Source organism: Streptococcus sp. A11 (assembly GCF_043674225.1).
Classification (GTDB): Bacteria; Bacillota; Bacilli; order Lactobacillales; family Streptococcaceae; genus Streptococcus; species Streptococcus suis_V.
In genome coordinates this window covers 29,446-54,083 of sequence record NZ_JBIMJS010000017.1, presented here as the reverse complement: position 1 = coordinate 54,083, position 24,638 = coordinate 29,446, and the positions used below count along the sequence as shown (strand labels likewise).

Genomic DNA, 24,638 nt, shown 5'->3' with positions numbered 1-24,638 from the left:
TATTATTGGGAATCCCAGCTTAAATCATAGATACCGTAAGGGATTTTATTCTTTATTTAAAACTTTGCAACAGAACCGTTTGATTGACAAGGCTGTCGATGTCTTTACTGCCGGACAAAAGGCACAAGAATTTCTGTCTGATAAGTCCCAGGAGGCAATTTACAAGACCAGTGAGTATGTCCTGAATGACGCTGAACGTCAGGAAAAGGTGGTCGGCTTTGCGGAAAATTCTCTTGAAAGTCTACTCAATTTAAATTCCGATGAAAAGTTAGAAGTTGATTTATCTCTGGATGACCTCAGCTTTGTCATCGTTGATAAGAAATAGCAGTGGAAACCGTGTCAAGCAGACATGGTTTTTTGCTCGCTCTGCCATTTCCAAAAAGCCTGGGAATATGGTAAAATAGGAAACAAACTGTAGAAACGAGAGACGAGATGAAACTTCAAAAACCTAAGGGAACCCAGGATCTATTGCCACAGGATACGGTCAAGTGGCAGTATGTGGAAGGCTTTGCCCGCAGTATTTTTAAGCGATACAATTACGCAGAGATTCGCACGCCGATTTTTGAGCATTATGAGGTTATCAGCCGTTCAGTTGGCGACACGACGGACATCGTGACCAAGGAAATGTATGACTTCTATGATAAGGGCGACCGCCATATTACCCTTCGTCCGGAAGGGACCGCCCCGGTGGTTCGTTCGTATGTGGAAAACAAGTTGTTTGCTCCAGAAGTGCAAAAGCCAAGCAAGTTTTACTACATGGGCCCAATGTTCCGTTATGAGCGTCCTCAGGCTGGTCGTCTGCGCCAGTTCCACCAGATTGGTGTGGAGTGTTTTGGTTCCAACAATCCTGCGACGGATGTGGAAATCATGGCCATGGCCTATCATTTCTTTGAGGAACTAGGGATTCAAAACATCACCCTTCACCTTAACAGCCTGGGCAATCCAGAGAGTCGTGCGGCCTATCGCCAGGCCTTGATTGATTATCTGACACCGCTCAAGGACCAGTTGTCCAAGGATAGCCAGCGCCGTTTGGAGGAAAATCCTTTGCGCGTGCTGGATTCCAAGGAAAAAGAGGACAAGGCGGCAGTTGAAAATGCTCCGTCCATCTTGGATTACTTGGATGAAGAGAGCGTGGCCTACTTTGAGGGGGTCCAGTCTATGTTGGACAGCCTGGGTATCACCTATGTCATTGACACGAATATGGTTCGCGGTTTGGACTATTACAACCATACCATTTTCGAGTTCATCACCGAGGTGGGGGGCAATGATTTGACTATCTGTGCTGGCGGTCGCTATGACGGCTTGGTCAGTTATTTCAATGGACCTGAGACACCAGGTATTGGCTTTGGTATGGGGATTGAGCGCCTGATTTTGGTCCTTGAAAAGCAGGAAATTGAGCTGCCGATTGACCAGTCTCTGGATGTTTATATCGCTGTTTTGGGTCAGGAGGCCAATGGCGGAGCGCTAGAGTTGGTTCAAGCCATCCGCAAGCAAGGTTTCCGAGCAGAGCGCGATTACCTAGACCGCAAGCTCAAGGCTCAATTTAAGTCTGCGGATGTCTTTGGTGCCAAATACATCATCACCCTTGGTGGAAGCGAGCTGGAAAGCAGCCAGATTACTGTCAAGAATAATCAGACCCGCCAGGAAGTCAAGACTAGCCTGGACACCATCAAAAATGATTTTGCCAGCCTCTTGCCAGAACTTGGAGCAGAGTAGGGGAGGTAGAGGATGAAAAAATACATCAACATCGCCTTAATTTACGCTATTGCAGGTCTTCTCAGCGGTCTTGCTTACCGTGAGATCATCAAATTAACCGGTTTTACTGGTCAGACATCTCTTAATTTGGTTCACACCCACCTGTTTACATTGGGCATGTTCCTCTTTATGATTGTGGCTCTCTTTGCCCAGCACCATGAACTGGAAAAAATCAAGTCTTTTCGTGTCTTCCTAGTGACCTACCACATCGGCTTGCCTCTTTCTGCTATCATGCTGGCTGTCCGCGGTATGACCCAGGTTCTAGAAATGGATTTGTCAAAAGCCGTCAATGCTAGTATTGCAGGCTTGGCAGGTATCAGCCATATCCTGGTTTCAGTTGGTATTATCAGTCTACTCCTTGCCTTGAAAAAAGCAGCTGAAAATTAACATATAAACAGTAAAGCAAGCTCCGTTTTGGAACTTGCTTTTATTGTTTATTTGGAATAATAAAGAAGAGATAGTAGGTAATGAAAATAGTCAAAGCAACTAAGAGGATTTTGACTGGTAGGAGTGGGGCCAAATAGATAGAAATCCCCATGAGGATATAAATTTGCAGGATAATTCGTTTTTTCCGACTCTTGCTGATAGACTTGGTCTCCGCATAGTCAGCGACATAAAATTGATAGAGCCTGGTTGTCCTGAGCCAGGTCTCAAACTTCTTTGAACTATTGGCAAAACAAAAGCCAGCCAAGAGTAACAGGGGAGTGGTAGGGAGGATGGGCAGGAAAATGCCGATGACTCCGACAAGCAAACTGAGGCAGCCGGAAAGAAAATAGAGATATTTTTTCATGTTACGATTGTATCATAAAAGGAAAATGAAAAAAAGACTTGCATTTTAATAAAGAAAACGTTATCACAATGAGGTAACGTGATTTCTGTCACAAAGACGATGAAAAGAGGGACCAAGATGAAATTGATTGCATTGGTTGGAACAAACTCCGCCGCATCCACCAACAGGAAATTATTGCAGTTTATGGCTACACATTTTAGCGAGATGGCTGAAATAGAATTGGTAGAAATTAAGGATTTACCAATGTTTAACAAGCCTGCCACCCGTCAATTACCAGAAGCTGTCTTGGAATTGGCTAAGAAAATTGAAGGGGCAGAAGGGGTTATCATTGGAACACCCGAATATGACCACTCTATTCCAGCAGTTTTGATGAATACCTTGGCTTGGTTGTCTTATGGCATCTATCCCTTGTTGAACAAGCCGATTATGATTACAGGTGCATCTTATGGTACCTTGGGTTCTTCCCGTGCCCAGTTGCAGTTACGTCAGATTTTGAATGCTCCTGAGCTCAAAGCCAGCGTTTTGCCTGATGAGTTTCTCTTGTCAAATTCCCTGACTGCCTTTGATAAGAAAGGTCATTTAGTGGATATTGAAACAATCCAAAAATTGGAGGCTATGTTTGACGACTACCGCTTATTTGTGAAAATGACTGGAAAATTGTCTCATGCCAAGGAACTCTTGCACAAAGAGGCAGAGAATTTCGACTGGGAAAGTTTATAGGAAGAGGACGAAAAGATGAAATTTGTTGGTATTGTAGGATCAAATGCGGACCAATCATACAACCGTATGCTCTTGGAATATATCCGCCGTCAATTTAAGTTGAAGTTTGAACTAGAAGTCTTGGAAATCAAGGATGTTCCGATGTTCAATCAAGATGAAGACCAATCGGACTGCTTTGCTATCCAGTATTTATACAATAAGATTACTCGTGCAGACGGTGTCATCATTGCAACACCAGAGCACAACCATACGATTACACCAGCCCTCAAGAGCACCTTGGAATGGTTGTCCTTCAAGCTCCACCCACTGACAGATAAGCCTGTCATGATTGTCGGTGCTTCTTACTATGACCAAGGAACATCCCGTGCCCAGGTCCATCTCCGTAAGATTTTAGATGCTCCAGGTGTCAATGCATATACCTTTCCAGGAAATGAATTCCTACTTGGCAAGGCAAAAGAGGCATTTGATGAGAAAGGAAATATCATCAATGAGGGGACAGTGAAATTCCTAGAGAGCTGTCTCGATAACTTTATCAAATATGTAGGAGTAGTGTCTCAGTTGAAAAAACCAAAACCAATTGAACCAGAAGATCTTTACTGCGGTAAGCCAATTGCAACGACTGTTCAGGGCATTGACCCAGATGATCCAAACTGGTTGGAGAAGGCTGCTGCCCAGGTTGGAGCTGTTGAAGGAGACACCTATGTCAAATTGGACAACGGTCTACTGACGGTTAATCAGCTCAATCAATTCCTCAAGGCCATGCCTTTTGAATTGACTTTCACAGACGATAACAACCAGTTCCTCTACTATAATGCCGCTCACCAAGATCCTGAAACCATGCTTGGAAAACGTCTGCCAGAGCATGTCGGCGGTCGTTTGGCAACCCTACACGGCACCCTGCCACCAGCTCGCATGAAGAACGTGGAGTGGGTTGTTGGAACGCTCCGTAACGGTAACCAAGAATACGTTCGGACCATTGTTCCAGGTACACCGCCAGAAGTTATCAATACCCACAACTATCAGGCTATGTACTATCCGGATGGCTCCTTTGCAGGTATCAACGAGATTATCTTCAACTTCAAGCCATGGTTGGATTGGTACCTCAATGAAACTGGTCAACAGTTGGTTGGCGGTAAGGCTATGCCAGCTGCTGGTCACGGTCATGCAGCTGCCCATGTCGATGCGACATCCGGTGCATCGGATGCAGGTGCTGCTCCAGCTCCAGCTGCTTCCGATGTGGATGCAAGCTCTGGTGCATCAGAAGCCTATTAGATTTGTAATGAAAGGTGCCATCAGGGCACTTTTCCTTTCTTATTTTATTAGAAAGAGGAGATTATGACAGTTTTTAAGGAGAAAATCGGTGCGGCTTGTGCCAAAAAAGAGGCTCTCTTTGATGAGAGTTTGGGTCGGTATGCCCTGCGTTCTATGTTTGCTGGGGCCTATCTGACCATGTCAACGGCTGTGGGAATTATCGGTGCGGATGTCATTTCTAGCCAATTTCCGGCCCTGGCTCGCTTTGTCTTTACCTTTATCTTTGCTATCGGCTTGATTTTTGTCTTGATTTTCAATGGCGAATTAGCGACATCCAATATGATGTATCTAACAGTAGGAGGTTACTACAAGCGGATTTCCTGGAAGAAGGTCTGCACGATATTGCTTTATTGTACCTTCTTTAACTTGATTGGTGCTATTGTCTTGGCCTATCTATTCAATCAATCTTTTTCCTTCCAGCAACTGACAGATAAGAGTTTTGTAATCAATGCGGTCCAGCTCAAGTTGGCCAAGACAGATTGGATGAACTTCATCGAGGGCATTACTGCCAATATGTTTGTCAATATGGCTATTATGGGATATATGCTCCTGAAGGAGGAATCTGCCAAGTTCTTTGTGGCCCTATCTGCCATTTTCATGTTTGTTTTCCTCATCAATGAGCACTTGATTGCCAACTTTGCTTCTTTTTCGCTGGCTGGATTTAGCCCTGTTGACAACATCAAAGGTTTTGATTTGGTCAATATTCTTCGCCAGTGGACCGTAGTTTTCTTTGGCAACTGGATAGGTGGAGGTCTCTTTATCGGGATTGCCTATGCTTGGCTCAATGAGACCAAAACAGTGCATAAGGAAGGTTAGAAAACAAGCTCTCAGACCCCAGACCGATTTTTTCAAATAGGTCTTGAAAAATACTCTAAAATGCCTATAATGTATTTACATTAAGGTATTTTTTAGTCTACTCTGCTATTCTACTGGGAAAAGGAGGAGATTCTATGTTTATTTTTGCCTTTCCTGGTACGGGAAAATCGACCCTTGCGAAACAGTCGTCAGCCATCGTGGACTTAGAGATGTCTGACATCAAGTATGACAATTCGAGCGTCAGCCATTTGACCAAAGAAGAGAGGAAGTCTGTGCCGCGGCCTATTAAGGACAAGGACTACCGTCAGACTTATATTGACAGGGCCTATGCCCTGGAGCGTGAGGGCAAGACGGTTCTCGTAGCTATGAATTTTCTGGTCAGGATGCTGGCAGCCATGCTGGTTCGAGGATTTGTCCCCTTCCATATTTACATTCCTCACTTTTCTTTGAAGGAAGAATACAGGAAGCGCTATGTTCAAAGAGGAAACAATTCCCGCTTTATTTTTGAGGTTATGTTTATTTGGTATTTAGTGTTGCTCCCTTTTTATCTACTATCCATATGCCTGCCAAAATGTATCACTGTCTTGGGAGAGGGTGAGACATTGTCAGACAAGATATTCGCTAAAAATCATCGGAAATCCAATCAAAAAGCAGGTCTAGCGCAAACCATTTCATGAAAATGAATGAAAATTCACAAATCCCTTGAAAAAAACATGATAAAGCGTTATCATATTATGGTACATAAATGGAGGAATGACATGACACATATTACATTTGACTATTCAAAAGTCTTGGGCCAATTTGTTGGTGCTCAAGAAGTAGACTACATGCAACCACAAGTTACTCTAGCTGACCAAATGCTCCGTCAAGGAACAGGTCCTGGTAGCGACTTTATCGGCTGGTTGGATTTGCCAGAAAACTATGACAAAGCAGAATTTGCGCGTATCAAGGAAGCAGCAGCTAAGATCCAAAACGAAAGTGAAGTTTTGGTGGTTATCGGTATCGGTGGTTCTTACCTTGGTGCTAAAGCAGCCATTGATTTCTTGAGCAACTCATTTGTTAACTTGCAAACTCGTGAAGAGCGTAAAGCTCCACAAATCCTTTACGCAGGAAATTCTATCTCATCAAGCTACCTTGCTGACTTGGTGGACTACGTGGCAGATAAGGACTTCTCAGTCAACGTGATTTCAAAATCAGGTACAACAACTGAGCCTGCTATTGCTTTCCGCGTCTTCAAAGAATTGCTTGTCAAGAAATACGGTCAAGAAGAAGCCAACAAGCGTATCTATGCTACAACTGACAAGGCAAAAGGTGCTGTTAAGGTTGAAGCGGACGCAAATGGTTGGGAAACTTTTGTAGTTCCAGATGATGTCGGCGGTCGTTTTTCAGTCTTGACAGCAGTTGGTCTTTTGCCAATCGCGGCAGCTGGTGCAGACATTGATGCCCTTATGGAAGGCGCAAACGCAGCTCGTACGACTTACACTTCAGATAAAATTGCTGAGAATGAAGCTTACCAATATGCAGCTGTCCGTAACATCCTTTACAGAAAAGGCTATGTAACAGAAATCTTGGCTAACTACGAGCCATCACTTCAATATTTCAGCGAATGGTGGAAACAGTTGGCTGGTGAGTCAGAAGGTAAGGACCAAAAAGGTATCAACCCTACATCTGCTAACTTTTCAACTGACTTGCACTCACTTGGACAATTTATCCAAGAAGGAAACCGCAACATCTTTGAAACAGTTGTTCGTGTTGACAAACCTAGAAAAAATATCTTGATTCCTGAAATGGCAGAAGACCTTGACGGTCTGGGCTACTTGCAAGGAAAAGACGTTGACTTTGTAAACAAAAAAGCAACGGATGGTGTGCTTCTTGCTCACACGGATGGTGGCGTACCAAACATGTTTGTGACTCTTCCACAACAAGATGAGTTCACACTTGGTTACACCTTCTACTTCTTCGAGTTGGCGATTGCTATCTCTGGTTACCTCAATGCCATCAACCCATTTGACCAACCAGGTGTAGAAGCCTACAAGAAAAACATGTTCGCTCTTCTTGGCAAGCCAGGATTTGAAGAACTCGGTGCAGAATTGAATGCACGTTTGTAATGAATATGAACCGGCCGCTTGGTCGGTTTTTCTTATGCCTCAAATCCTGTCTGTGTGTCTGTGTGTCTAGGTGTCTATTGTCTAAAAAAGTAATTTTTCTCTAAATTTTCTTGCATTTATCTATTGACAACCGATATATATAATGGACATATAACATTCTTTAGGAGGCTATTATGGCAAAGAAAATTAGGGATGAGCATGGCAATGTCTATGTACAGAAGAAACCATTTTACAAACGGATTTGGTTTATCGTGTTGGCAGGTTTAATTGTACTTGGAGCTTTAGGCAATGCACTTGGCGGCGGTAAAGAGGGGACTACGAGTTCAAGTCAACCTTCAACGCAGGAAACAAATCAGACAAATACGGAGACTCCAGCAAGTAGCTCAGAAAAAGCGGAGGAGAAGCCAGCAGAGGTGACCTATGGCATTGGGCAAGAAGTGCCAGTTGGTGATGTAACCTATATTGTAAATTCAAAAGAAATCGTCACTAATGTTGGTGGTGAATTTGGTAAAAATGCAAATGGTGTCTTCCTATTGCTCAATGTTACCGTAAAAAATAATGGGACTAAAGCCATTACAGTGACAGATGACTTCTTTACTTTGTTAAAAGGTGAAGTGGAGTACGAGACGGATTCGTCAGCGGGTCTATTTGCCAATCAAGATGCAAATTTCTTCCTCTCTGAAGTAAATCCAGAGAGCACCATCACTGGCAATGTCGTTTTTGATATTACAGAAGAGACCGCAAATGATCCGAGTATCCAGCTCAAAGTACAAACCGGATTCTGGGGTACAGAGACTGGTTTGATTAACCTGCAATAACATTCAAGAGGCTATACTTCTAGTCTCTTTCTCATTGCCGACCGTGTGGTCGGTTTTTCTTATGCCTCAAATTATGGTACAATGGTTTTACAAGGAGACAGGTCTATGAAACCAGAGTATTTTGTAGTCGGGGATGTTCATGGCAAGTATCAACTCTTGGTTGATTTGTTGCAGAAGTGGAATCCTGAGCGTCAGCAATTGATTTTTTTAGGGGATTTGATTGACAGGGGTGAGGATTCCAAGGCTTGTTTGGAATTGGTCATGGATTTGGTGCAGAATCAGGGAGCCATTTGCCTGACAGGTAATCATGAGCGGATGTTCCTGGCCTGGTTGCGGGACCCTCAGGACCGCTATGACCATTATCAGAGAAATGGTGGTGATACGACCATCAATTCATTGCTGGGGCGTTCCTTGGATGCGTCGGTGGATGGTATGGTGGATGCCCATCAGGTTTCAGAGCAATATGGGGAATTGATTGATTTTCTCAAATCTTGTCCCTACTATCTAGAAACGGAGCTCTATATCTTTGTTCACGCGGGGGTTGACCTGACCTTGGATGATTGGCGGGAAACCAGTGAGCATGACATGGTTTGGTTGCGATCCAAGTTCCATGAGGCAGCTAATGAAACTGGCAAGTGGATTATTTTCGGCCATACACCAGTCTATAATTTGTTTGGAACTAAGACGCGGATTAGTCAGATTTGGGACAGTGGTGATGGAAAAATTGGCATGGATGGCGGTGCTGTCTATGGCGGAGTCCTCCATGGTCTGGTCTGCAATCAAGACGGGCCAATCGAAGACTATGTGGTCGGTCACACCCGATTCCAGTTGCAGGTAGAAGATTAGTTTTTATCAGCTCCACCGGGAAACAGGGGAGAACAAGATTTTGTAAATAGACATATTAAAAAAGGCGATTGTGGTCGCCTTTTTGTGTATTCAGATAAAATTGTCTAAAAAGTCTGAGTGGTCACGAGAGTTGTTTGCAGAAGGTATTATGCCTTCAACCGAAAAGTCTGTGGCGCCTTTTTCAATAAAATCCAGTAACCGATACTGACATAGGCAATCATAGCTAGCGAAATGAGTAGGATGTACAAGTGCCTGCCTAAATCCAGCTTGATATTGAGGTAGGCCACCCAGTAGAGGGCTCCACTGAGAAATTTATAGACAGGGTTGGTCACTTCCATGTCTTTGGTAAAGGGCTGCAACATATAATAGATAAAGAGGTCATGAAAGGAAAAGAGGGCGGTCAGGCTGGTCAATAGCAGGGCAGTTAGCAGATAGCTGCCAGGAGTGTATGTCGCCCGTGTAAAGAGGACAAGCCCTAAAAAGAGGGTGACAGCAAAGCGAGCGTTGTAGAAGATAGACTGCTTGAATCGGTAGTTGAAACCAGCAATAATGGTCTGCGGTTCCCGATAAAAGGGGTAATGGAGCATGGAAAGGTCGCAGTTGACAAAGACCATTTGGGCAATGGTTTTCCCCATTGAGCCGGCATACATGACTATAAAGGTCACCGGCAGGAGGGGTAGAAATCCTTTCTCGGCAGGAACCGTAAAGGTCGGGTCCAAGAACCGAATGAGCTCCAAGGTCGCAAAAATCAAGACCAGAATGCCGACTCGAAAGAGGGATTTTTTCTCTAGGATGGTTCGGTAGCGGTCAAATAGCAGAGCGTTTAAGTAGGTCATGCCAGACAGGTGACTAAGGTCCTTGCCTTTTTTGAGTTTGAGTTTCTCCTGCATCTGCAGACCTTGACGGGTGTATTCATTACCCTGCACGATACCAGCGATTTTTTTATCGGTGATAGCAGATTGGTCCATGCAAAATTCTATGTAGCTGTTCAGCTGATAGGGCTGGAGCAAGGTCCACAGACTGACCAGGATGAGAATGCCTAGTAAGACAGCCAGCCCCATAAACAGCTGGTTGCTCAGGCTATCTCTGTAATAAAAGGCAAGAAAATAGGGAATGATACCAGAAATCCCGATGACGGCAGATGACCAACCATTTCGTTTGTAGCGAAAGCCTTTTTGAAAAAGGAAGCGGTTGAGTGCCTGTCCAGAAAAGCTCAGCGCCATGGGGGTCAAGAAACCTAGTGGGAGGAAAATCCATTGTCCCGACAAGAGGCAGAAGGTTACCAGAGCGGGCAGGTAGTAGATACTGGTCAAGACGGGTTCTAAGAAAATACGACTGTAGAAGTAGGTGGTTCGTGATAAGCCGAAATGGGTCATGAATTCCCGGTCGGGCTGGCTGATAAAGGGGTCAAAACTCCCTAAAAATCGATTGGCTATTCCAATGAAGTAGCACCAGCTGACAAAGCCCATGGTCCACATGTCTTCTTGTTCAAGGGTAAACTGAGGTTCACCTCTGAAGAGATTGAGGAAGAGAACGGCTATGCCCACGTGGAGTGCCAACCAGAAGAACTTGGCAAAAAAGCGCGTTGGGATGCTGAGGATGATGTTGAAATAGAAAAGAAAACTCTTGAAACCATACCTTTTGAAGATGTTGACCGGAATTTTATGGCCGACAAGAGGAATTTTTCGTAGGTAGTAGAGCAGGCTATTGGCCGACTTGTAGGCTCTGAATTGCTGCTGGTACCAGGTGTAGGTCAGCATGTCTTTGATTTGTTTCTTCATGGCTATCTCCTATTGCTCCGTTAGTAGGTTGACAATTTCCTGCTCAAAGTCCGTGTCATGGAGCTTGTCTGTCGGCACAGCTTGGAGTTTATGGTGATGGAGCAAAACAATCTCGTCGCAGAGATCCTGAGCCAGCTGAAGAATATGGGTGGAAAAGATGATAACAGAATCCTTCTTAGCTTCTCGAATCAGCTGCTTAAACTCGTGGGCAGCCACAGGGTCAAAGGAAGTCAGAGGTTCATCCAAGAGCAGGACAGGAGGTTGGACAATCAAGGACAGGAGCAACTGGACCTTGTTCTGCATACCGTGGGAAAAATCCTTGAGCAGGCGATGTTGGTCTTCTTCTCCGATACCGACTAAGTTCAGCCATTCTTCTGGACTGCGAGGAGATTTGAGATTATCCTTGTGAATATCCATATAGAAACGGACAAATTCATAGGCCGTCATAAAGGCAGGCAGTTGTGGGTAGGTTTGGGTAAATCCGATGTCCGTATTATCGTAGTCAAAGGCATTTCCATCCTTTACAAACTGAATCGAGCCACTATCCAAGGTCAGATTTCGGGCAATGCAGTTAAACAGGGTTGTCTTACCAGCTCCGTTCCGCCCCAGCAAGCCGTAAATCTTCCCTTTTTCAAAGGTAAAAGAAGCGTCTTCCAAAATGATTTTATGGTCGAATTTCTTGGAAATAGAAGATAATTTCAGTTGCATAGCCAATCTCCTTTTTGTTATATTGTTATGGATTTATCATACAATAAAAAACAAAAAAATTCAAGCAGATTTTTACTTGAATTTAGAAAGAGGATAGGGGTTGTTTTTGCTGCCCCTGGCCATTGAAGTTACTATCCTTTAGCCAGTTTTCAAGGGCATGCTTGCGGTCGGGCCATTCGTGGTCTAATAGAGAAAACCAGGCGGTATCCCGATTGCGTTCCTTATAGACTAGAGCCTGACGGAAGGTACCTTCGTAGGTAAAGCCCAGACGGTTGGCAGCGACCTGACTGGCTTGGTTGAGCGAGTCGCATTTCCATTCATAACGTCGATAGCCCAGTTCTTCAAACACATAGTTCATGAGAAGATAGTGGGCTTCTGTCGCCTGTCGGGTCCGTTGCAGTTGTGGAGAAAAGATAAGCCAGCCAACCTCGATGCTACGGTGATTTGGAACAATATTCATTAGTGCCAAGCTACCAATGGCTTGTTGGCTTTCCTGGTCCACAATAGCTAGATAATAAGGGTCAATAGAATCCAATATCGTCTGGAAATAGGCTTGAAAAGAGTCACGGTCTGCAAAGGGTTCAAGGGCCAAGTAGGTCCAGTCAGCTTTCTTGGCATTTGGTCCATAAAACTGATAGAGATCATCTGCATGTTGCAGGCTCAGTTTTTCTAAGCGGACTGTGTGTCCTTGTATAGTCTCCAGACTTGGTCGCTCACCACTGGTGTAATGTGGCAAGGGCATACCAATTTCTTGACCGAATGAATTGATAGGCATGGTTCCCTCCTAATAATGCAAACTCCCTGCCACCCAGCCAGTTGCCAGACAGTAGGTGATGTTAAAGCCACCAGTGTGGGCGTTGATGTCCAAGACTTCACCGGCAAAGTGGAGGCCAGGGACCTTTTTGCTTTCTAAGGTTTTTGGATTGATTTCCCTGAGATCAACGCCACCCTTGGTCACAAAGGACTTGGCTAGGGACATCTTGCCTGTAATCTTGATAGGTAGGGCTTTGAGGAGGGTAACCAGGTCAGCCAGATCTTTTTTTTGGACCTGTTTGACCTTGCAGTCGTAGTTCTCTGCGAAAAAGTCGGCTAGGCGGTCAGGCATGAGTTCAGACAGGGCATTCTTGACGGATTTTTCCCTATTGATTTCTAAATGCTCAAACAAGTCTTGCTCAGAATGGGTCGGCAGAGCATCGAGAAATGCGGTTTCGCCGCCTTTGACAAAACTAGACAGACGAAGGGCAGCAGGCCCCGACAGGCCAAAGTGGGTAAAGAGCAGGTCGTGGGTGATGACGTGCTTGCCGTAGGTCAGGGTGACGTCGTCTAGGGAAATGCCTTGGAGCTTCTTGTGGGGGAAGTCGGTCAGAACCGGGCTTTCAGCGGCCTCAATCTCCGTGACTTCCAGCTTGAAGTGGCGGGCAATGTCGTGACCAAAGCCAGTCGAGCCAGTGGAGGGATAGGTCTTGCCGCCGGTGGTGACAATGAGCTGGGGTGCCGTAAAGGTTTCCTCGCTGGTCTTGACATGGAAGAGGTCGTCAATCTTGCGGACGGAAACCACCTCAGTTCCTGTGCGGATGTCCACGCCATTTTCCAGCATCTTCATCTCCAGGCACTTGATGATGGTCTGGGAACGGTCGGTGGTCGGAAAGACACGGCCGTGGTCCTCCACTTTGAGCTTGACCCCGTTTTCCTGAAAGAAATTCATGATGTCATGGTTGTCAAACTGGGAAAATACGCTGTAAAGAAAGCGGCCGTTGCCAGGAATGCCAGCCAGTAGGTCTTCCAAGGTGCCGTTGTTGGTCACATTGCAACGTCCGCCACCTGTACCAGACAGTTTCTTGCCCAAACGCTTGTTTTTTTCGAGGAGCAGGGTCTTCTTGCCGTAAAAACTGGAAGAAATAGCGGCCATCATGCCGGCAGGCCCCGCTCCGATAATAATGGTATCTACTGTATTCATGTATTTATTGTATCATAAAATAGCAGAGCTGGTTGGCAGGTTACTCCCCTCTACTTATTTATTGGTCTAAATTTGACAGTTTAGGGTGCTTATGGTAATATTTTAATGATACAGTCAGTAGAAAAATCAAGTATTTGAGGATAATATGGGAATTGAAAAAACAGTCAGCGAATTGGCTGAGATTTTAGGTGTCAGCCGTCAGGCTATGAATAACCGGGTAAAATCACTTCCAGATGAGTTTGTTGAGAAGAATGATAAGGGCGTGACGGTGGTCAATCGTCAGGGTCTGGTCAAGCTGGAAGAGATTTACAAGACCACGATTTTTGAAGATGAGCCAGTCAGCGACGAAGTTCTTCACCGTGAAATGATTGAGATTGTCATCGATGGAAAAAATGAAGAAATCGAGCGCTTGTATGCCCAACTCAAGGTTAAGGACCAACAATTGGCTGAGAAAGATGAGCAGTTGCGGGTCAAGGATATCCAGATTGCGGAGAAGGATAAGCAGCTGGACCAACAGCAGCAGTTAACAGCCAAGGCTATGGCGGACAAGGAAGTTCTCAAGTTAGAATTAGACGAGGTTAAGGCCCAGGCGGAAGAGGTAAAACCGAAAGGTTTTTTTGCTAGATTATTTGGCAAATAGAGGGATCCTATTTTAGGAAATGTTCGGGAGTGACAAGTTGTCGCTCTCTTTTTTGCGACATAAAGGAGTGATTGTGGTAAGCTAGAAACAGATAATTTTCTGAAAATTTCGGAAACTATTCTAGAGGAGGTTGCTTTATGTCCTATTTTCAAAATTTTATGAAGGCCAATAAGGCCTATGTTGACTTGCATGGAACCCAGCATTTGCCCTTGCGTCCTAAGACCAAGGTGGCCATTGTGACCTGTATGGATTCGCGCCTGCACGTTGCCCAGGCCTTGGGGCTGGCTCTAGGGGATGCCCATATCTTGCGGAATGCTGGCGGACGTGTCACTGAGGACATGATTCGGTCTTTAGTCATTTCCCAGCAACAAATGGGAACGCGGGAGATTGTGGTTCTTCACCACACGGACTGCGGTGCGCAGACCTTTACCAATGAGGCTTTTGCGGAGCATATCCACAGGGAGCTGGGTGTGGATGTTGCTGGGCAGGATTTCTTGCCATTTACAGATGTGGAAGAGAGTGTTCGCGAGGATATGGAACTACTGCGGAAATCACCGCTCATTCCTGAGGATGTGGTCATTTCAGGTGCGGTCTATGATGTGGATACGGGTCGGATGACAGAGGTCAGCTAAGAACCTGTATTCACAGCTCGCCATCTTTAGCTAAAGCTAGTTTTCTGCTACTAAGCGTTCGTTTTTCTCGAAATACAGTCAGTATTCCAGCTCAAACGGCCTTGATTAGCAAAAAACTATCTCTTATCTACATGCACCTTACTTGTGAATATAGGTTCTAAGAGCAGAGTTGTGAAGTCGGATTATTTCCGGCTTTTTTTGTAAAAATACTTGACAGTCATTCGGAGTTGATGTAGAATTGTTTTATAAAAATAATACAAAGAAACAAAGGAGTCCTCTCATGTCTGATAATCGTATGAAATACACAATTGATAGCAATATGCAATTTCCTTTGGTGGAAATTGCCTTAGAGGCTGGAGAGTCGGCTTATATTCAACAGGGGAGCATGGTTTACCATACACCCAGTGTGACCTTAAATACTAAGCTCAATGCCCGCGGTGGTTCAGGATTCGGTAAGTTGCTGGGAGCTATCGGTCGCTCCATGGTGTCGGGTGAGTCTATGTTTATCACCCAGGCTGTATCTAATAGCTATGACGGGAAAATCGCCCTGGCGCCGTCCACACCTGGTCAGGTTATTGCTCTAGAGCTGGGTGCCAAACAATACCGCCTCAATGATGGTGCCTTTCTGGCTTTGGATGGTTCTGCTCAATATAAGATGGAACGCCAAAGTGTGGGCCGTGCCTTCTTTGGTGGCCAAGGCGGACTCTTTGTCATGACTACAGAAGGCGAGGGTACACTTTTGGCAAATGCCTTTGGTTCCATCAAGAAAATTGAGCTAACAGGTGGAAGCATCACCATCGATAATGCTCACGTGGTAGCCTGGAGTCGTGACCTCAACTATGATATTCACCTAGAAAACGGCTTCCTTCAGTCTATTGGTACTGGTGAAGGGATTGTCAATACATTCTCAGGTTATGGTGAAATCTATGTGCAAAGTTTGAATATTGAAACATTTGCCCAAGTCATCGGCAGCCATATTGTTACAGGTGGCGATGGCGGTGGTGGTAGCACTTCCTTGCTCGATGCGATTTTTTAAGACTCAACCAGCTGCGGCTGGTTTTTTACTTGTCCTTCATCACCACTTACCAGGCATTTTTTACCACTTACTGAAAAGCCCTTGCCTTCACACCATAGCCTGATATAATAGGTATATCAAATGAAAGGGAGGTCGTATGAAAGTTCGGATTGAATTAGATGATAGCTTGGAGCAAGTCGAAGTGATTATCAGAAGTAGCCAACTAGGACCAGAGTTGGAACGCATCCAGCAGGCTTTGCAACAGGTTAGCCGTCCCTCACTTGTCTTTTACAAAGGAACCAGTGAGTATTTCTTGAAATTGGAAGACCTGCTCTTTTTTGAAACCGATGGTACCAAGCTGATGGGGCATACTAGAGATGACGCCTATGAAGTCAAGATGAAGCTCTATGAACTGGAAGACTGCCTCCCTGCTTATTTTTGTCGGGTTTCCAAGTCAACCATTGCTAATAGCAAGGCCATCTACTCGCTGGACAAGTCCTTTTCAGGGACTAGTCGGATTTCCTTTTATCATACCCACAAGGAAGTCCACGTGTCGCGGCATTATTATCATTTATTAAAAGAAAAGTTACGAGAAGTGAGGTAGAAAAATGAAAAAAAATGGTTTAGGAATTGCTCTGCTGGTCTTGGCAGGCTTGGTCTTGTTTCAAGATTACTTGCCGGCTATTGAGCTTCCTCTTTGGAAATTGGCACTGGTAGTCGGTTGGAGTTATCTTCTCCTAAAAGCAATAATTAGAAGACAGTTAGTTACAAGCTTTGTGTGGGGAACTTTGCTCTTTATTATTTTGAACAACCACTTTGACTGGGTGGACATCGATACTTGGACACTGATTGTGGGTGCAGGCCTAGCCTGTGCGGGTTTGCAGCTCTTATTCAAGCCCAAGAGACCAGATGTGAGCAGTACAGGCGTGATTGGCGATAAGGGGCGGGAAATAGCTTTTGGCTCCTCTACTCGCTACATTCATGAGGAAAATTTTACCTACGATAGTGTGGAAGTGGCCTTTGGCTCCAGTATGGTTTATTTTGATCAGGCGGTTATTCTGGGAGATAAGGCTGAATTTCATATAGATGCAGCTTTCTCATCAGTTAATCTTTATCTGCCTGCTAACTGGCAGGCGGTCGTGGAGCTAGATAGTTCCATATCTGCTGTCAATAACTATGCAACTGGTATAGGAGAAAAGATGCTACATATCACAGGAGATATGGCCTTCTCCACTTTGAATATCTATTACACCTAGAGTGAACAGAGAGCAGTCTATCCAGGCTCCTCTGTAGAATAAAAAGTCAGAATATTCTGGAAATTATTCAAAAGAAAGGAATTATCATGAAAAAGATTTTGAAAAATACTACTTACCTATGGGTACTGACTGCAGATATGTTGTCCAATTTTGGCGATGTGGTCTATTATTTGGCCTTGATGAACTATGTTTTGCTGGTGCCCAACAGTCGTCTGGCTCTGGCGATTGTGACCTTCTCGGAAATCTTCCCAAGCTTTATGGGGCTCTTTACAGGCTATCTGGCGGACAAGACGGTCAACAAAATCAGCACTATCAAGCTGACCCTTCTCTTCCGTGTCCTACTCTACCTCATCCTCGGCTTCTGCATGGGCTTTGAGCCAGCCCTCTGGATTGTCGTGGTGGCTGCAACTTTCAATGTCTTTGCAGACTTCGCTGGCTTCTATGAAAACGGCCTCTATACACCTCTGGGATTACGCGTAGCACCCAAAGAAGAGCGGGAGCAGTACTCGGCCTTTCGCCAGACCGTGACCAGCCTCCTCAACATCGCCTTTCAGGGCCTCTCTGCCCTCTTGGTCGGCCTCCTCTCCTACCAAAACCTGGCCTTTCTCAACGCCGGCACCTTTTTAGCCGCCCTCCTCATCATGCAGCTGCTGACGCCAGTCTTTCGCAAACTCCTGACGGAGCAGCCTTTGAAAATAGCAGAGCAGCCGAGCCAGCCCGATCAGGAAACCAAGGGACCGGGCATTCTAGCTTCCTTCAAGCAAGCCATCGTGGAGCTGCGCAAGATTCCCGAGTTCCGTCTGGTCCTGATTACCAGCCCTCTTATCAACGCTTGTGGAGCGATTCTCTATCCTATTCTGGTCCTTCTGATTAGCGAAGACCCAGGCCTTGTCTTCCTCAATGTTGAAACAACCCTTGCCCTGACCATTCTGATCTTCTTTGTTGGCAATATCTTGGGATCGACCTTGGTCTTTACTCTCTTCAAAAAGACCAGCATGGTGACGCTTGAAGTGGCAGCCACTTTCTCTCTTCTTGGCGTGTTTGTCGGAATGTTGTTACATCAACTGCCAATTATTTTCTTCTTCCTTACTACAATGGGAATTAGCTTTGGGGCTAGTGGACCTAAGTTTAACGCTAAGTTTGTCAACTCCATGCCAGAGGAGCAGTTGGCGACCATTGGCGGAGCGGTATCAACCTATTTTATGCTAGGTCAAGCCTTTACTCGACTATTGGTTTCGGGATTGGTCTTGGTGCTAACAGTCGATCAGATTAGCGGACTTTTCCTAGCGACAACTGGCTTCTTGGTCCTCTATGTCTTCTACTGGCTGGCACGCAACCAAAAAACACCTCAAAATCAGTCTGTTTAGACTGATTTTTCTGTTTTCTTAGGCCTATCTATGCTATAATGTTCTTGATTGCTACTCTTCGAAAATCAAATTCAGGCGTCGTTGACTTGACTTGATGAACTTCAGTTCTATCTGCTTCTACGTCGCCTAGTCTGAATTCGATTTTCATTGAGTATGAAAATTTTACAGGAGAGAAACATGACTAAACCAATTCGTGTGCGTTACGCACCAAGTCCAACAGGACTTTTGCATATCGGAAATGCCCGTACAGCATTGTTCAACTATCTTTTTGCCCGTCATCATGGCGGTACTTTCCTTATTCGTATCGAGGACACAGACCGTAAACGCCATGTGGAAGACGGAGAGCGTTCTCAGCTGGAAAACCTGCGTTGGTTGGGCATTGATTGGGATGAAAGCCCAGAAACCCATGAGCAATACCGCCAGTCTGAGCGTTTGGACATTTACCAAAAGTATGTTGACCAGCTCTTGGCCTCAGGCAAGGCCTACAAGTCTTACGTGACAGAAGAGGAATTGGCGGCGGAGCGTGAGCGTCAGGAAGCTGCGGGCGAAACACCTCGCTATATCAATGAATACCTGGGCATGTCTGAGGATGAAAAAACTGCCTACATCGCAGAGCGTGAGGCGGCTGGCATTGTCCCAACTGTACGCTTGGCTGTCAACGAAGCTGGTATTTACAAGTGGAATGACATGGTTAAGGGTGAGATCGAGTTCGAAGGTGGCAACATCGGTGGTGACTGGGTTATCCAGAAACGTGACGGTTACCCAACCTATAACTTTGCAGTGGTGATCGATGATCATCTGATGGAAATCTCGCACGTTATCCGCGGAGATGACCATATCGCCAACACACCTAAGCAACTCATGGTCTATGAAGCACTAGGCTGGGAAGCTCCAGAATTTGCCCACATGACCTTGATTATCAACTCTGCAACGGGTAAAAAGTTGTCCAAACGTGACACCAATACTCTTGCCTTTATCGAAGATTACCGCAAAAAAGGCTATCTGCCAGAAGCTGTTTTCAACTTTATCACGCTGTTGGGTTGGACTCCTGGTGGTGAGGAAGAAATCTTCTCCAAAGAGGAGATTATCCAACTCTTTGACGAAAAACGCCTCAGCAAGTCTCCTGCTTCCTTTGATCCGAAAAAGTTGGCTTGGATGGGCAATGAATACATCAAAAAAGCTGATTTGGAGACCATTTTCAACCTTGCTAAACCATTCTTGGAAGAGGCTGGTCGCTTGACAGACAAGGCAGAAAAATTGGTGGAACTCTACAAGCCACAGATGTCATCTGCGGATGAAATCGTTGGTTTGACAGACCTTTTCTTCTCTGATTTCCCAGAATTGACAGACGAGGAAAAAGAAGTCATGGCAGGCGAGACTGTTCCGACTGTCCTCAATGCTCTTAAGGAAAAATTGGAAGCCATGACGGACGAAGATTTCCAACCAGATAACATCTTCCCGCAAATCAAGGCTGTTCAAAAAGAAACAGGCATCAAGGGCAAAAACCTCTTCATGCCAATCCGTATCGCCGTTTCAGGCGAAATGCACGGACCAGAGTTGCCAAATACTATTTACCTGCTCGGTCGAGAAAAATCCATCCAGCATATTGATAATATGTTGAAGAGTTTGTAAGATAAATAATCCCCGCTGTCCTGTGATAGCGGGGATTTGTCTGTTAGGGGAATTTAGCTTTCTAAAAACAGTCTCTCCACATAGTCTTTCTGCCTTGGAATGACTAGCTCTGTTTCCAGGAAATTTTTCAAATTTTCTTGTGGGACCCAGATATAATTGCTGGTTTCGTTGGCTTGGAGTTGGATAGCAGCTTTGTCCCAGTCGGTTTCAGCCCAGTAGCAGTGGAAGATACACTGGTCGTCATGGGCGACAAAGTGTGTATGGTGGCGGAGTTGGTCAGTTGTCAGCTCAATGCCTGTCTCTTCGCGGATTTCGCGCAAAATGGCCTGCTCTGCTATTTCCCCAAACAAAGCCGAACCTCCTGCTGTCGCTTCATAATAGTCAGGGTAGGAGGGTTTGGTGCTGTCGCGTTTCATGAAGAGGGTGCTGCCGTCGTGGTGGCGGATGATGCACTCGACGACCAGGTGGTAGAGTCCGTCGGGAATGGCTTCTCCTCGTGTGAGGGTGTGGTCGGTCAAGTGACCGTCGGCTGTGTAGGCGTTCCAGATTTCCATTTCATTCTCCTGTCGATTTTGTAGTTATTCAGTATAGCACATCTGTAAGTGTAAGGCAACATGTTTTGTTTTTGTACGGACAAGTGTTATACTGGGGCTACTAACTCAAAGGAGAAATCTTATGCAACCTATTATTCCTCACCTCTGGTATGACACAGAGGCAAAAGAAGCGGTGGCTTTTTATGTGGACCTCTTCGGTGGCAAGCTTGACTGGACCTACACCATTACGGATACGCCTTCGGGTGATTCGGATTTGATTCAGTTTCAACTGGGCGATATGACCTTGGCGGCTATTAGTGCGGGTCCATACTTTAAGCTCAATGAGTCCATGTCCCTCATGGTCAATGTAGCTAGCAAGGATGAAGTGACACGTTTGTACCAAGCCTTGTCAGAAGGCGGTCGTGTGCTCATGCCTTTGGGAGAATATCCTTTCAGCCCTTACTATGTCTGGTTGGAAGACCGCTTTGGTCTGTCTTGGCAACTGTCTTATGCACCGGACTTGGACAATTCTTATCAGTTTGACATCTGCCTGCTCTTCTCTCAGGATCAGGTTGGTTTGGCCCAGCCTATGTTGGACTACTACAAGGACAAGCTCCCTCAGGCTAGTGTCGGTCAACTTTCCTACTACGGTGAAGGGGAGGCTGCTGTTGAGGCTGCCAAACTGAACTATGCGGAACTTCTTGTCGCTGGACAGAAAATGATTGTCATGGACCACGGCTACGGTGGTGAAGCTTCATTCAACGAAGCCTTCTCGCTCATGGTCTATGTGGATAGTCAGGATGAACTCAATTTCTATTATGACCTCCTGTCAGCAGTGCCAGAGGCGGAAATGTGCGGTTGGGTCAAGGACCAGTTTGGGATTTCCTGGCAGATTGTACCGCGGATTTTGATGGAGGCATACGATACGGCTAGCCCAGAACAGATTAAGGCTGTGAATGCTGCAGTAATGACAATGAAACGTCTAGATATCGGAACTATTCAAACCTTATTAGATTAATAATGTGTAACAGGAACTGAGTAGCAGTTTCTGTTTTTTCTATTAGACAAGAATGAATTGGCTCGGATTTTGGTATAATGAAAGAAAGTAGAGGGGAGACGATATGAAAGCAATAGAAAGACGAAAGCACATTTTATCACTTTTACAGGAAACATTTCAACCACTTTCAGCGAATTACCTAGCAAAAGAATTTGGGGTCAGTCGCCAAGTTATTGTGGGAGATGTAGCCTTGCTTCGCGCAGAAGGGGCTTTGATTTTGGCGACTCCAAGAGGCTACCTACTACAACCTTCTCTAGCGTCTATTGAGGGAGCTTATGTTCGTAAAATAGTTTGTCAGCATGGACCAGAAGATGTTGAAAAAGAGTTGACTATCCTATTAGAGGGAGGAGCTCAAATCCTTGATGTCGAAATTGAACATCCTATTTACGGTCTATTATCTGGCAAACTAAATATTACCAGTTTTGAAGATCGGGACCGTTTTTTAGATGATTTGAGTCATTATAAAGGAGTACTATTGAGTAATTTAACAGAAGGAGTTCATACTCATACTGTCTCATTTCCCTCGGTTCAAGCCTACCAAGAACTTTCTTTGGTATTAAAGGCTGCAGGAATTTTGCTAGAAAATCAATAAAACATTACAGGTGTCTTGACACCTGTAATGTTCAGAACGTAGACAAACTAGCTTTTGTATAAATAAACTTAGTAGCTCCGCTAAGAAGAAATAAAAATTTGATTTATTTTGCAAGCGGAGCGAGCCCTAAGCCGGGACTTTCCGCTGTGATGAAAATGCTTGAAACGTTGTCGTTTCAAGCATTCGGAGCCTGTGAGACCTTAGGCTCAAAGGCTAGGTATGGAATTCCGAAGGAAGTCGCTACCGTCCGACATCACCTCAGGAAAGTCTGAAAAGAGACTTTGTCTACAAACTCAACATTACAGGTGTCTTGACACCTGTAATGTTTTGGTTTATAATCGAACCTATAGAAAGAGAGGTTCCTTATGTCCCAATTAACACTATCCCCTAAAAGTTCTGTCAAGCAGTTATCTATTAGTGCAATTTTAACAGCATTTGCTATTCTAATTCCACTGATGATGCCGATTAAAATTATTATTGGACCAGCATCTTATACACTTGCCAGTCATATTCCCTTGTTTATTGCTATGTTTATTTCACCTACAACAGCCATAATGGTAGCTTTGGGTTCTAGTCTAGGGTTCTTCTTAGCAGGATTTCCTATTGTCATCGTATTTCGTGCATTAACCCACTTGATTTTTCTTACTCTGGGAGCTTTTATAATAAAACGATTTCCAAGTTTTATAGACACTAAGCGTTTCTTCCTATTAGGGATTGGTCTCAATCTACTTCATGGCTTAGGGGAGTATATTGTGGTCATGGCCCTGACTTCGGGCGGGCAGACTTCAGATGCTTATTGGATGACTATGCTTGGCTTAGTTGGTCTAGGTTCTGCACTTCATGGATTGCTCGATTTTAGTTTGGCATATTATTTTTGGAAAATCTTGAAAGAACGGAAAATTTATCAACCTTAATGTGAGTTGAGATAAAATATAGTCTAGAAGTCGGAGAAAAGTCTCTGGCTTTTTCTTGTTTTTTCTGTAAATGTACGAGATTTATTCAATTTTTTTAAAAAATGTGTATAAATATGTTGCAAAAAGTATAAATATACACTATAATAGTCACTAAGTTTTATTTGCTAATTTAAATAGAAATGAGAATGATTATGACGAAAGAAAAATTAATCCTAGCCTATTCAGGTGGTTTGGATACTTCGGTTGCTATTGCATGGTTGAAGAAGGATTATGATGTTGTCGCTGTCTGCATGGATGTGGGTGAGGGTAAGGATTTGGAATTTATTCATGACAAGGCCTTGTCGATCGGTGCGGTTGAGTCTTATGTTATCGATGTTAAGGAAGAGTTTGCCTATGACTACGTACTTCCTGCCCTTCAAGCTCAAGCTTACTATGAGCAAAAATACCCATTGGTATCCGCTCTCAGCCGTCCTTTGATTTCTAAAAAACTGGTTGAAATTGCCCACCAGACTGGCGCGACGACTATTGCCCACGGTTGTACCGGTAAGGGAAATGACCAGGTTCGTTTTGAGGTGGCAATCGCTGCCCTGGATCCAAACTTGAAGGTTGTGGCTCCGGTTCGTGAATGGCACTGGTCTCGTGAGGAAGAGATTATCTTTGCCAAGGAAAATGGTGTGCCGGTTCCAGCTAATTTGGACAGCCCTTACTCAATCGACCAAAACCTTTGGGGTCGTGCCAATGAGTGTGGTGTCTTGGAAAATCCATGGAACGAGGCGCCAGAAGATGCATTCGGTATCACGACTGCTCCAGAAAAGGCACCAGATACGCCTGAATATGTCGAAATCGAATTTAAGGCTGGTGTACCTGTTGCCGTCAATGGAGAAGAGCTGAGCCTGGCTAATTTGATTCAGAAACTCAATGTGATTGCGGGCGCCCATGGTGTTGGTCGTATCGACCACGTTGAGAACCGTTTGGTGGGTATCAAGTCGCGTGAAATCTACGAGTGCCCAGGTGCCATTACCCTCTTGACAGCTCATAAGGAAATTGAAGATTTGACCCTGGTTCGTGAAGTAGCTCATTTCAAACCAATCATTTCCAATGAATTGTCAAACTTGATTTATAACGGTTTGTGGTTCAATCCAGCGACAGATGCCTTGAAGGCTTATTTGAAACAAACCCAGTCAGTGGTAAACGGTACTGCCAAGGTTAAATTGTTCAAGGGTACAGCTCAAGTCGTTGCTAGAAAATCACCAAACTCACTCTATGATGAAAATCTTGCAACCTACACAAGTGCAGATACCTTTGACCAGGCAGCAGCAGTCGGCTTTATCAAGCTCTGGGGCTTGCCAACCAAGGTAAATGCGGAAGTACATCACCAAAACCAATAGGA

Annotated in this window: 26 protein-coding genes and 1 pseudogene; 21 read left to right on the top strand and 6 right to left on the bottom strand. The window is 44.9% G+C overall.

Translation table 11 applies throughout. The features are described from left to right. The 3 genes and pseudogenes from ACHBIF_RS09505 to ACHBIF_RS09495 form a co-directional block, all read left to right on the top strand. Positions 1 to 325: pseudogene (locus ACHBIF_RS09505) on the top strand (hypothetical protein); the annotation flags it as partial. Between the two features lie 107 nt (positions 326 to 432). Beyond that, a complete protein-coding gene (gene hisS / locus ACHBIF_RS09500; RefSeq protein ID WP_394720149.1) occupies positions 433 to 1,716 on the top strand; it encodes a histidine--tRNA ligase in 1,284 nt (427 codons plus the stop codon). Positions 1,717 to 1,728: 12 nt separating this feature from the next. Further along, positions 1,729 to 2,142: a DUF2871 family protein gene (locus ACHBIF_RS09495; RefSeq protein WP_172067711.1), complete on the top strand. Its 414-nt coding sequence runs from the start codon at positions 1,729 to 1,731 to the stop codon at positions 2,140 to 2,142. A 40-nt stretch (positions 2,143 to 2,182) separates the two neighbouring features. On the opposite strand, the gene ACHBIF_RS09490 is transcribed toward ACHBIF_RS09495, so the two are convergent. Further along, positions 2,183 to 2,545: a DUF454 family protein gene (locus ACHBIF_RS09490; protein WP_172067709.1), complete on the bottom strand. Its 363-nt coding sequence runs from the start codon at positions 2,543 to 2,545 to the stop codon at positions 2,183 to 2,185. Positions 2,546 to 2,662: 117 nt separating this feature from the next. On the opposite strand from ACHBIF_RS09490, the gene ACHBIF_RS09485 reads away from it, so the two are divergent. The 7 genes from ACHBIF_RS09485 to ACHBIF_RS09455 all read left to right on the top strand — a co-directional run bounded on the left by ACHBIF_RS09485 (position 2,663) and on the right by ACHBIF_RS09455 (position 9,164). Beyond that, positions 2,663 to 3,265 (top strand): NADPH-dependent FMN reductase, encoded by a 603-nt coding sequence (locus ACHBIF_RS09485; protein WP_394720146.1) that lies wholly within the window; start codon positions 2,663 to 2,665, stop codon positions 3,263 to 3,265. A 15-nt stretch (positions 3,266 to 3,280) separates the two neighbouring features. Next, positions 3,281 to 4,537: an NAD(P)H-dependent oxidoreductase gene (locus ACHBIF_RS09480; protein ID WP_394720144.1), complete on the top strand. Its 1,257-nt coding sequence runs from the start codon at positions 3,281 to 3,283 to the stop codon at positions 4,535 to 4,537. Between the two features lie 63 nt (positions 4,538 to 4,600). Beyond that, positions 4,601 to 5,392, top strand: a complete 792-nt coding sequence (locus ACHBIF_RS09475; RefSeq protein ID WP_318830039.1) for a formate/nitrite transporter family protein — start codon at positions 4,601 to 4,603, stop codon at positions 5,390 to 5,392. Between the two features lie 134 nt (positions 5,393 to 5,526). After that, entirely contained in the window at positions 5,527 to 6,069 is a 543-nt protein-coding gene (locus ACHBIF_RS09470; protein ID WP_394720141.1) for a hypothetical protein, read from the top strand. Between the two features lie 81 nt (positions 6,070 to 6,150). Beyond that, on the top strand, positions 6,151 to 7,500 hold the full coding sequence (locus tag ACHBIF_RS09465; RefSeq protein ID WP_394720139.1) for a glucose-6-phosphate isomerase: 1,350 nt from the start codon (positions 6,151 to 6,153) through the stop codon (positions 7,498 to 7,500). A 173-nt stretch (positions 7,501 to 7,673) separates the two neighbouring features. Beyond that, positions 7,674 to 8,318, top strand: a complete 645-nt coding sequence (locus tag ACHBIF_RS09460; RefSeq protein ID WP_394720137.1) for a DUF4352 domain-containing protein — start codon at positions 7,674 to 7,676, stop codon at positions 8,316 to 8,318. 105 nt (positions 8,319 to 8,423) lie between these two features. After that, a complete protein-coding gene (locus tag ACHBIF_RS09455; protein ID WP_394720135.1) occupies positions 8,424 to 9,164 on the top strand; it encodes a metallophosphoesterase family protein in 741 nt (246 codons plus the stop codon). A gap of 146 nt (positions 9,165 to 9,310) precedes the next feature. Here ACHBIF_RS09455 and ACHBIF_RS09450 read toward each other — a convergent pair whose 3' ends face one another. The 4 genes from ACHBIF_RS09450 to ACHBIF_RS09435 form a co-directional block, all read right to left on the bottom strand. Next, a complete protein-coding gene (locus ACHBIF_RS09450) occupies positions 9,311 to 10,945 on the bottom strand; it encodes a hypothetical protein (protein ID WP_394720133.1) in 1,635 nt (544 codons plus the stop codon). Between the two features lie 9 nt (positions 10,946 to 10,954). Beyond that, positions 10,955 to 11,653 carry an ATP-binding cassette domain-containing protein gene (locus tag ACHBIF_RS09445; protein WP_394720131.1) on the bottom strand — a complete coding sequence of 233 codons (699 nt, stop codon included), beginning with the start codon at positions 11,651 to 11,653 and terminating at the stop codon, positions 10,955 to 10,957. Between the two features lie 82 nt (positions 11,654 to 11,735). Then, a complete protein-coding gene (locus ACHBIF_RS09440; RefSeq protein ID WP_257103962.1) occupies positions 11,736 to 12,428 on the bottom strand; it encodes a GNAT family N-acetyltransferase in 693 nt (230 codons plus the stop codon). Between the two features lie 9 nt (positions 12,429 to 12,437). Beyond that, entirely contained in the window at positions 12,438 to 13,610 is a 1,173-nt protein-coding gene (locus tag ACHBIF_RS09435; protein WP_394720129.1) for an NAD(P)/FAD-dependent oxidoreductase, read from the bottom strand. Positions 13,611 to 13,755: 145 nt separating this feature from the next. Between ACHBIF_RS09435 and ACHBIF_RS09430 the strand changes: the two genes are divergently transcribed. The 7 genes from ACHBIF_RS09430 (at position 13,756) to gltX (ending at position 20,152) form a co-directional block, all read left to right on the top strand. Continuing rightward, on the top strand, positions 13,756 to 14,250 hold the full coding sequence (locus tag ACHBIF_RS09430; protein ID WP_105111069.1) for a DUF536 domain-containing protein: 495 nt from the start codon (positions 13,756 to 13,758) through the stop codon (positions 14,248 to 14,250). Positions 14,251 to 14,387: 137 nt separating this feature from the next. Continuing rightward, positions 14,388 to 14,882 (top strand): carbonic anhydrase, encoded by a 495-nt coding sequence (locus tag ACHBIF_RS09425; protein ID WP_105122268.1) that lies wholly within the window; start codon positions 14,388 to 14,390, stop codon positions 14,880 to 14,882. A 280-nt stretch (positions 14,883 to 15,162) separates the two neighbouring features. Further along, complete coding sequence (locus ACHBIF_RS09420; protein ID WP_394720126.1) at positions 15,163 to 15,918, top strand: TIGR00266 family protein; 756 nt, start codon at positions 15,163 to 15,165, stop codon at positions 15,916 to 15,918. Positions 15,919 to 16,054: 136 nt separating this feature from the next. After that, positions 16,055 to 16,501, top strand: a complete 447-nt coding sequence (locus tag ACHBIF_RS09415) for a LytTR family DNA-binding domain-containing protein (RefSeq protein WP_394720124.1) — start codon at positions 16,055 to 16,057, stop codon at positions 16,499 to 16,501. 4 nt (positions 16,502 to 16,505) lie between these two features. Next, on the top strand, positions 16,506 to 17,153 hold the full coding sequence (locus tag ACHBIF_RS09410) for a hypothetical protein (RefSeq protein WP_394720122.1): 648 nt from the start codon (positions 16,506 to 16,508) through the stop codon (positions 17,151 to 17,153). Between the two features lie 86 nt (positions 17,154 to 17,239). Next, positions 17,240 to 18,520 carry an MFS transporter gene (locus ACHBIF_RS09405; RefSeq protein WP_394720120.1) on the top strand — a complete coding sequence of 427 codons (1,281 nt, stop codon included), beginning with the start codon at positions 17,240 to 17,242 and terminating at the stop codon, positions 18,518 to 18,520. Positions 18,521 to 18,697: 177 nt separating this feature from the next. Continuing rightward, on the top strand, positions 18,698 to 20,152 hold the full coding sequence (gene gltX, locus ACHBIF_RS09400; RefSeq protein ID WP_394720118.1) for a glutamate--tRNA ligase: 1,455 nt from the start codon (positions 18,698 to 18,700) through the stop codon (positions 20,150 to 20,152). Between the two features lie 53 nt (positions 20,153 to 20,205). On the opposite strand, the gene ACHBIF_RS09395 is transcribed toward gltX, so the two are convergent. Then, a complete protein-coding gene (locus ACHBIF_RS09395; protein ID WP_394720116.1) occupies positions 20,206 to 20,706 on the bottom strand; it encodes an NUDIX domain-containing protein in 501 nt (166 codons plus the stop codon). Between the two features lie 121 nt (positions 20,707 to 20,827). Between ACHBIF_RS09395 and ACHBIF_RS09390 the strand changes: the two genes are divergently transcribed. The 4 genes from ACHBIF_RS09390 (at position 20,828) to ACHBIF_RS09375 (ending at position 24,636) form a co-directional block, all read left to right on the top strand. Beyond that, a complete protein-coding gene (locus ACHBIF_RS09390; protein WP_394720114.1) occupies positions 20,828 to 21,703 on the top strand; it encodes a VOC family protein in 876 nt (291 codons plus the stop codon). Positions 21,704 to 21,806: 103 nt separating this feature from the next. After that, complete coding sequence (locus ACHBIF_RS09385; protein WP_394720112.1) at positions 21,807 to 22,334, top strand: transcription repressor NadR; 528 nt, start codon at positions 21,807 to 21,809, stop codon at positions 22,332 to 22,334. Between the two features lie 365 nt (positions 22,335 to 22,699). Further along, positions 22,700 to 23,248: a hypothetical protein gene (locus ACHBIF_RS09380; protein ID WP_394720110.1), complete on the top strand. Its 549-nt coding sequence runs from the start codon at positions 22,700 to 22,702 to the stop codon at positions 23,246 to 23,248. A 191-nt stretch (positions 23,249 to 23,439) separates the two neighbouring features. Beyond that, the gene (locus tag ACHBIF_RS09375; protein WP_394720108.1) at positions 23,440 to 24,636 is read left to right on the top strand and encodes an argininosuccinate synthase; all 1,197 of its coding nucleotides are present in this window, start codon (positions 23,440 to 23,442) and stop codon (positions 24,634 to 24,636) included. Positions 24,637 to 24,638 lie beyond the last annotated feature (2 nt).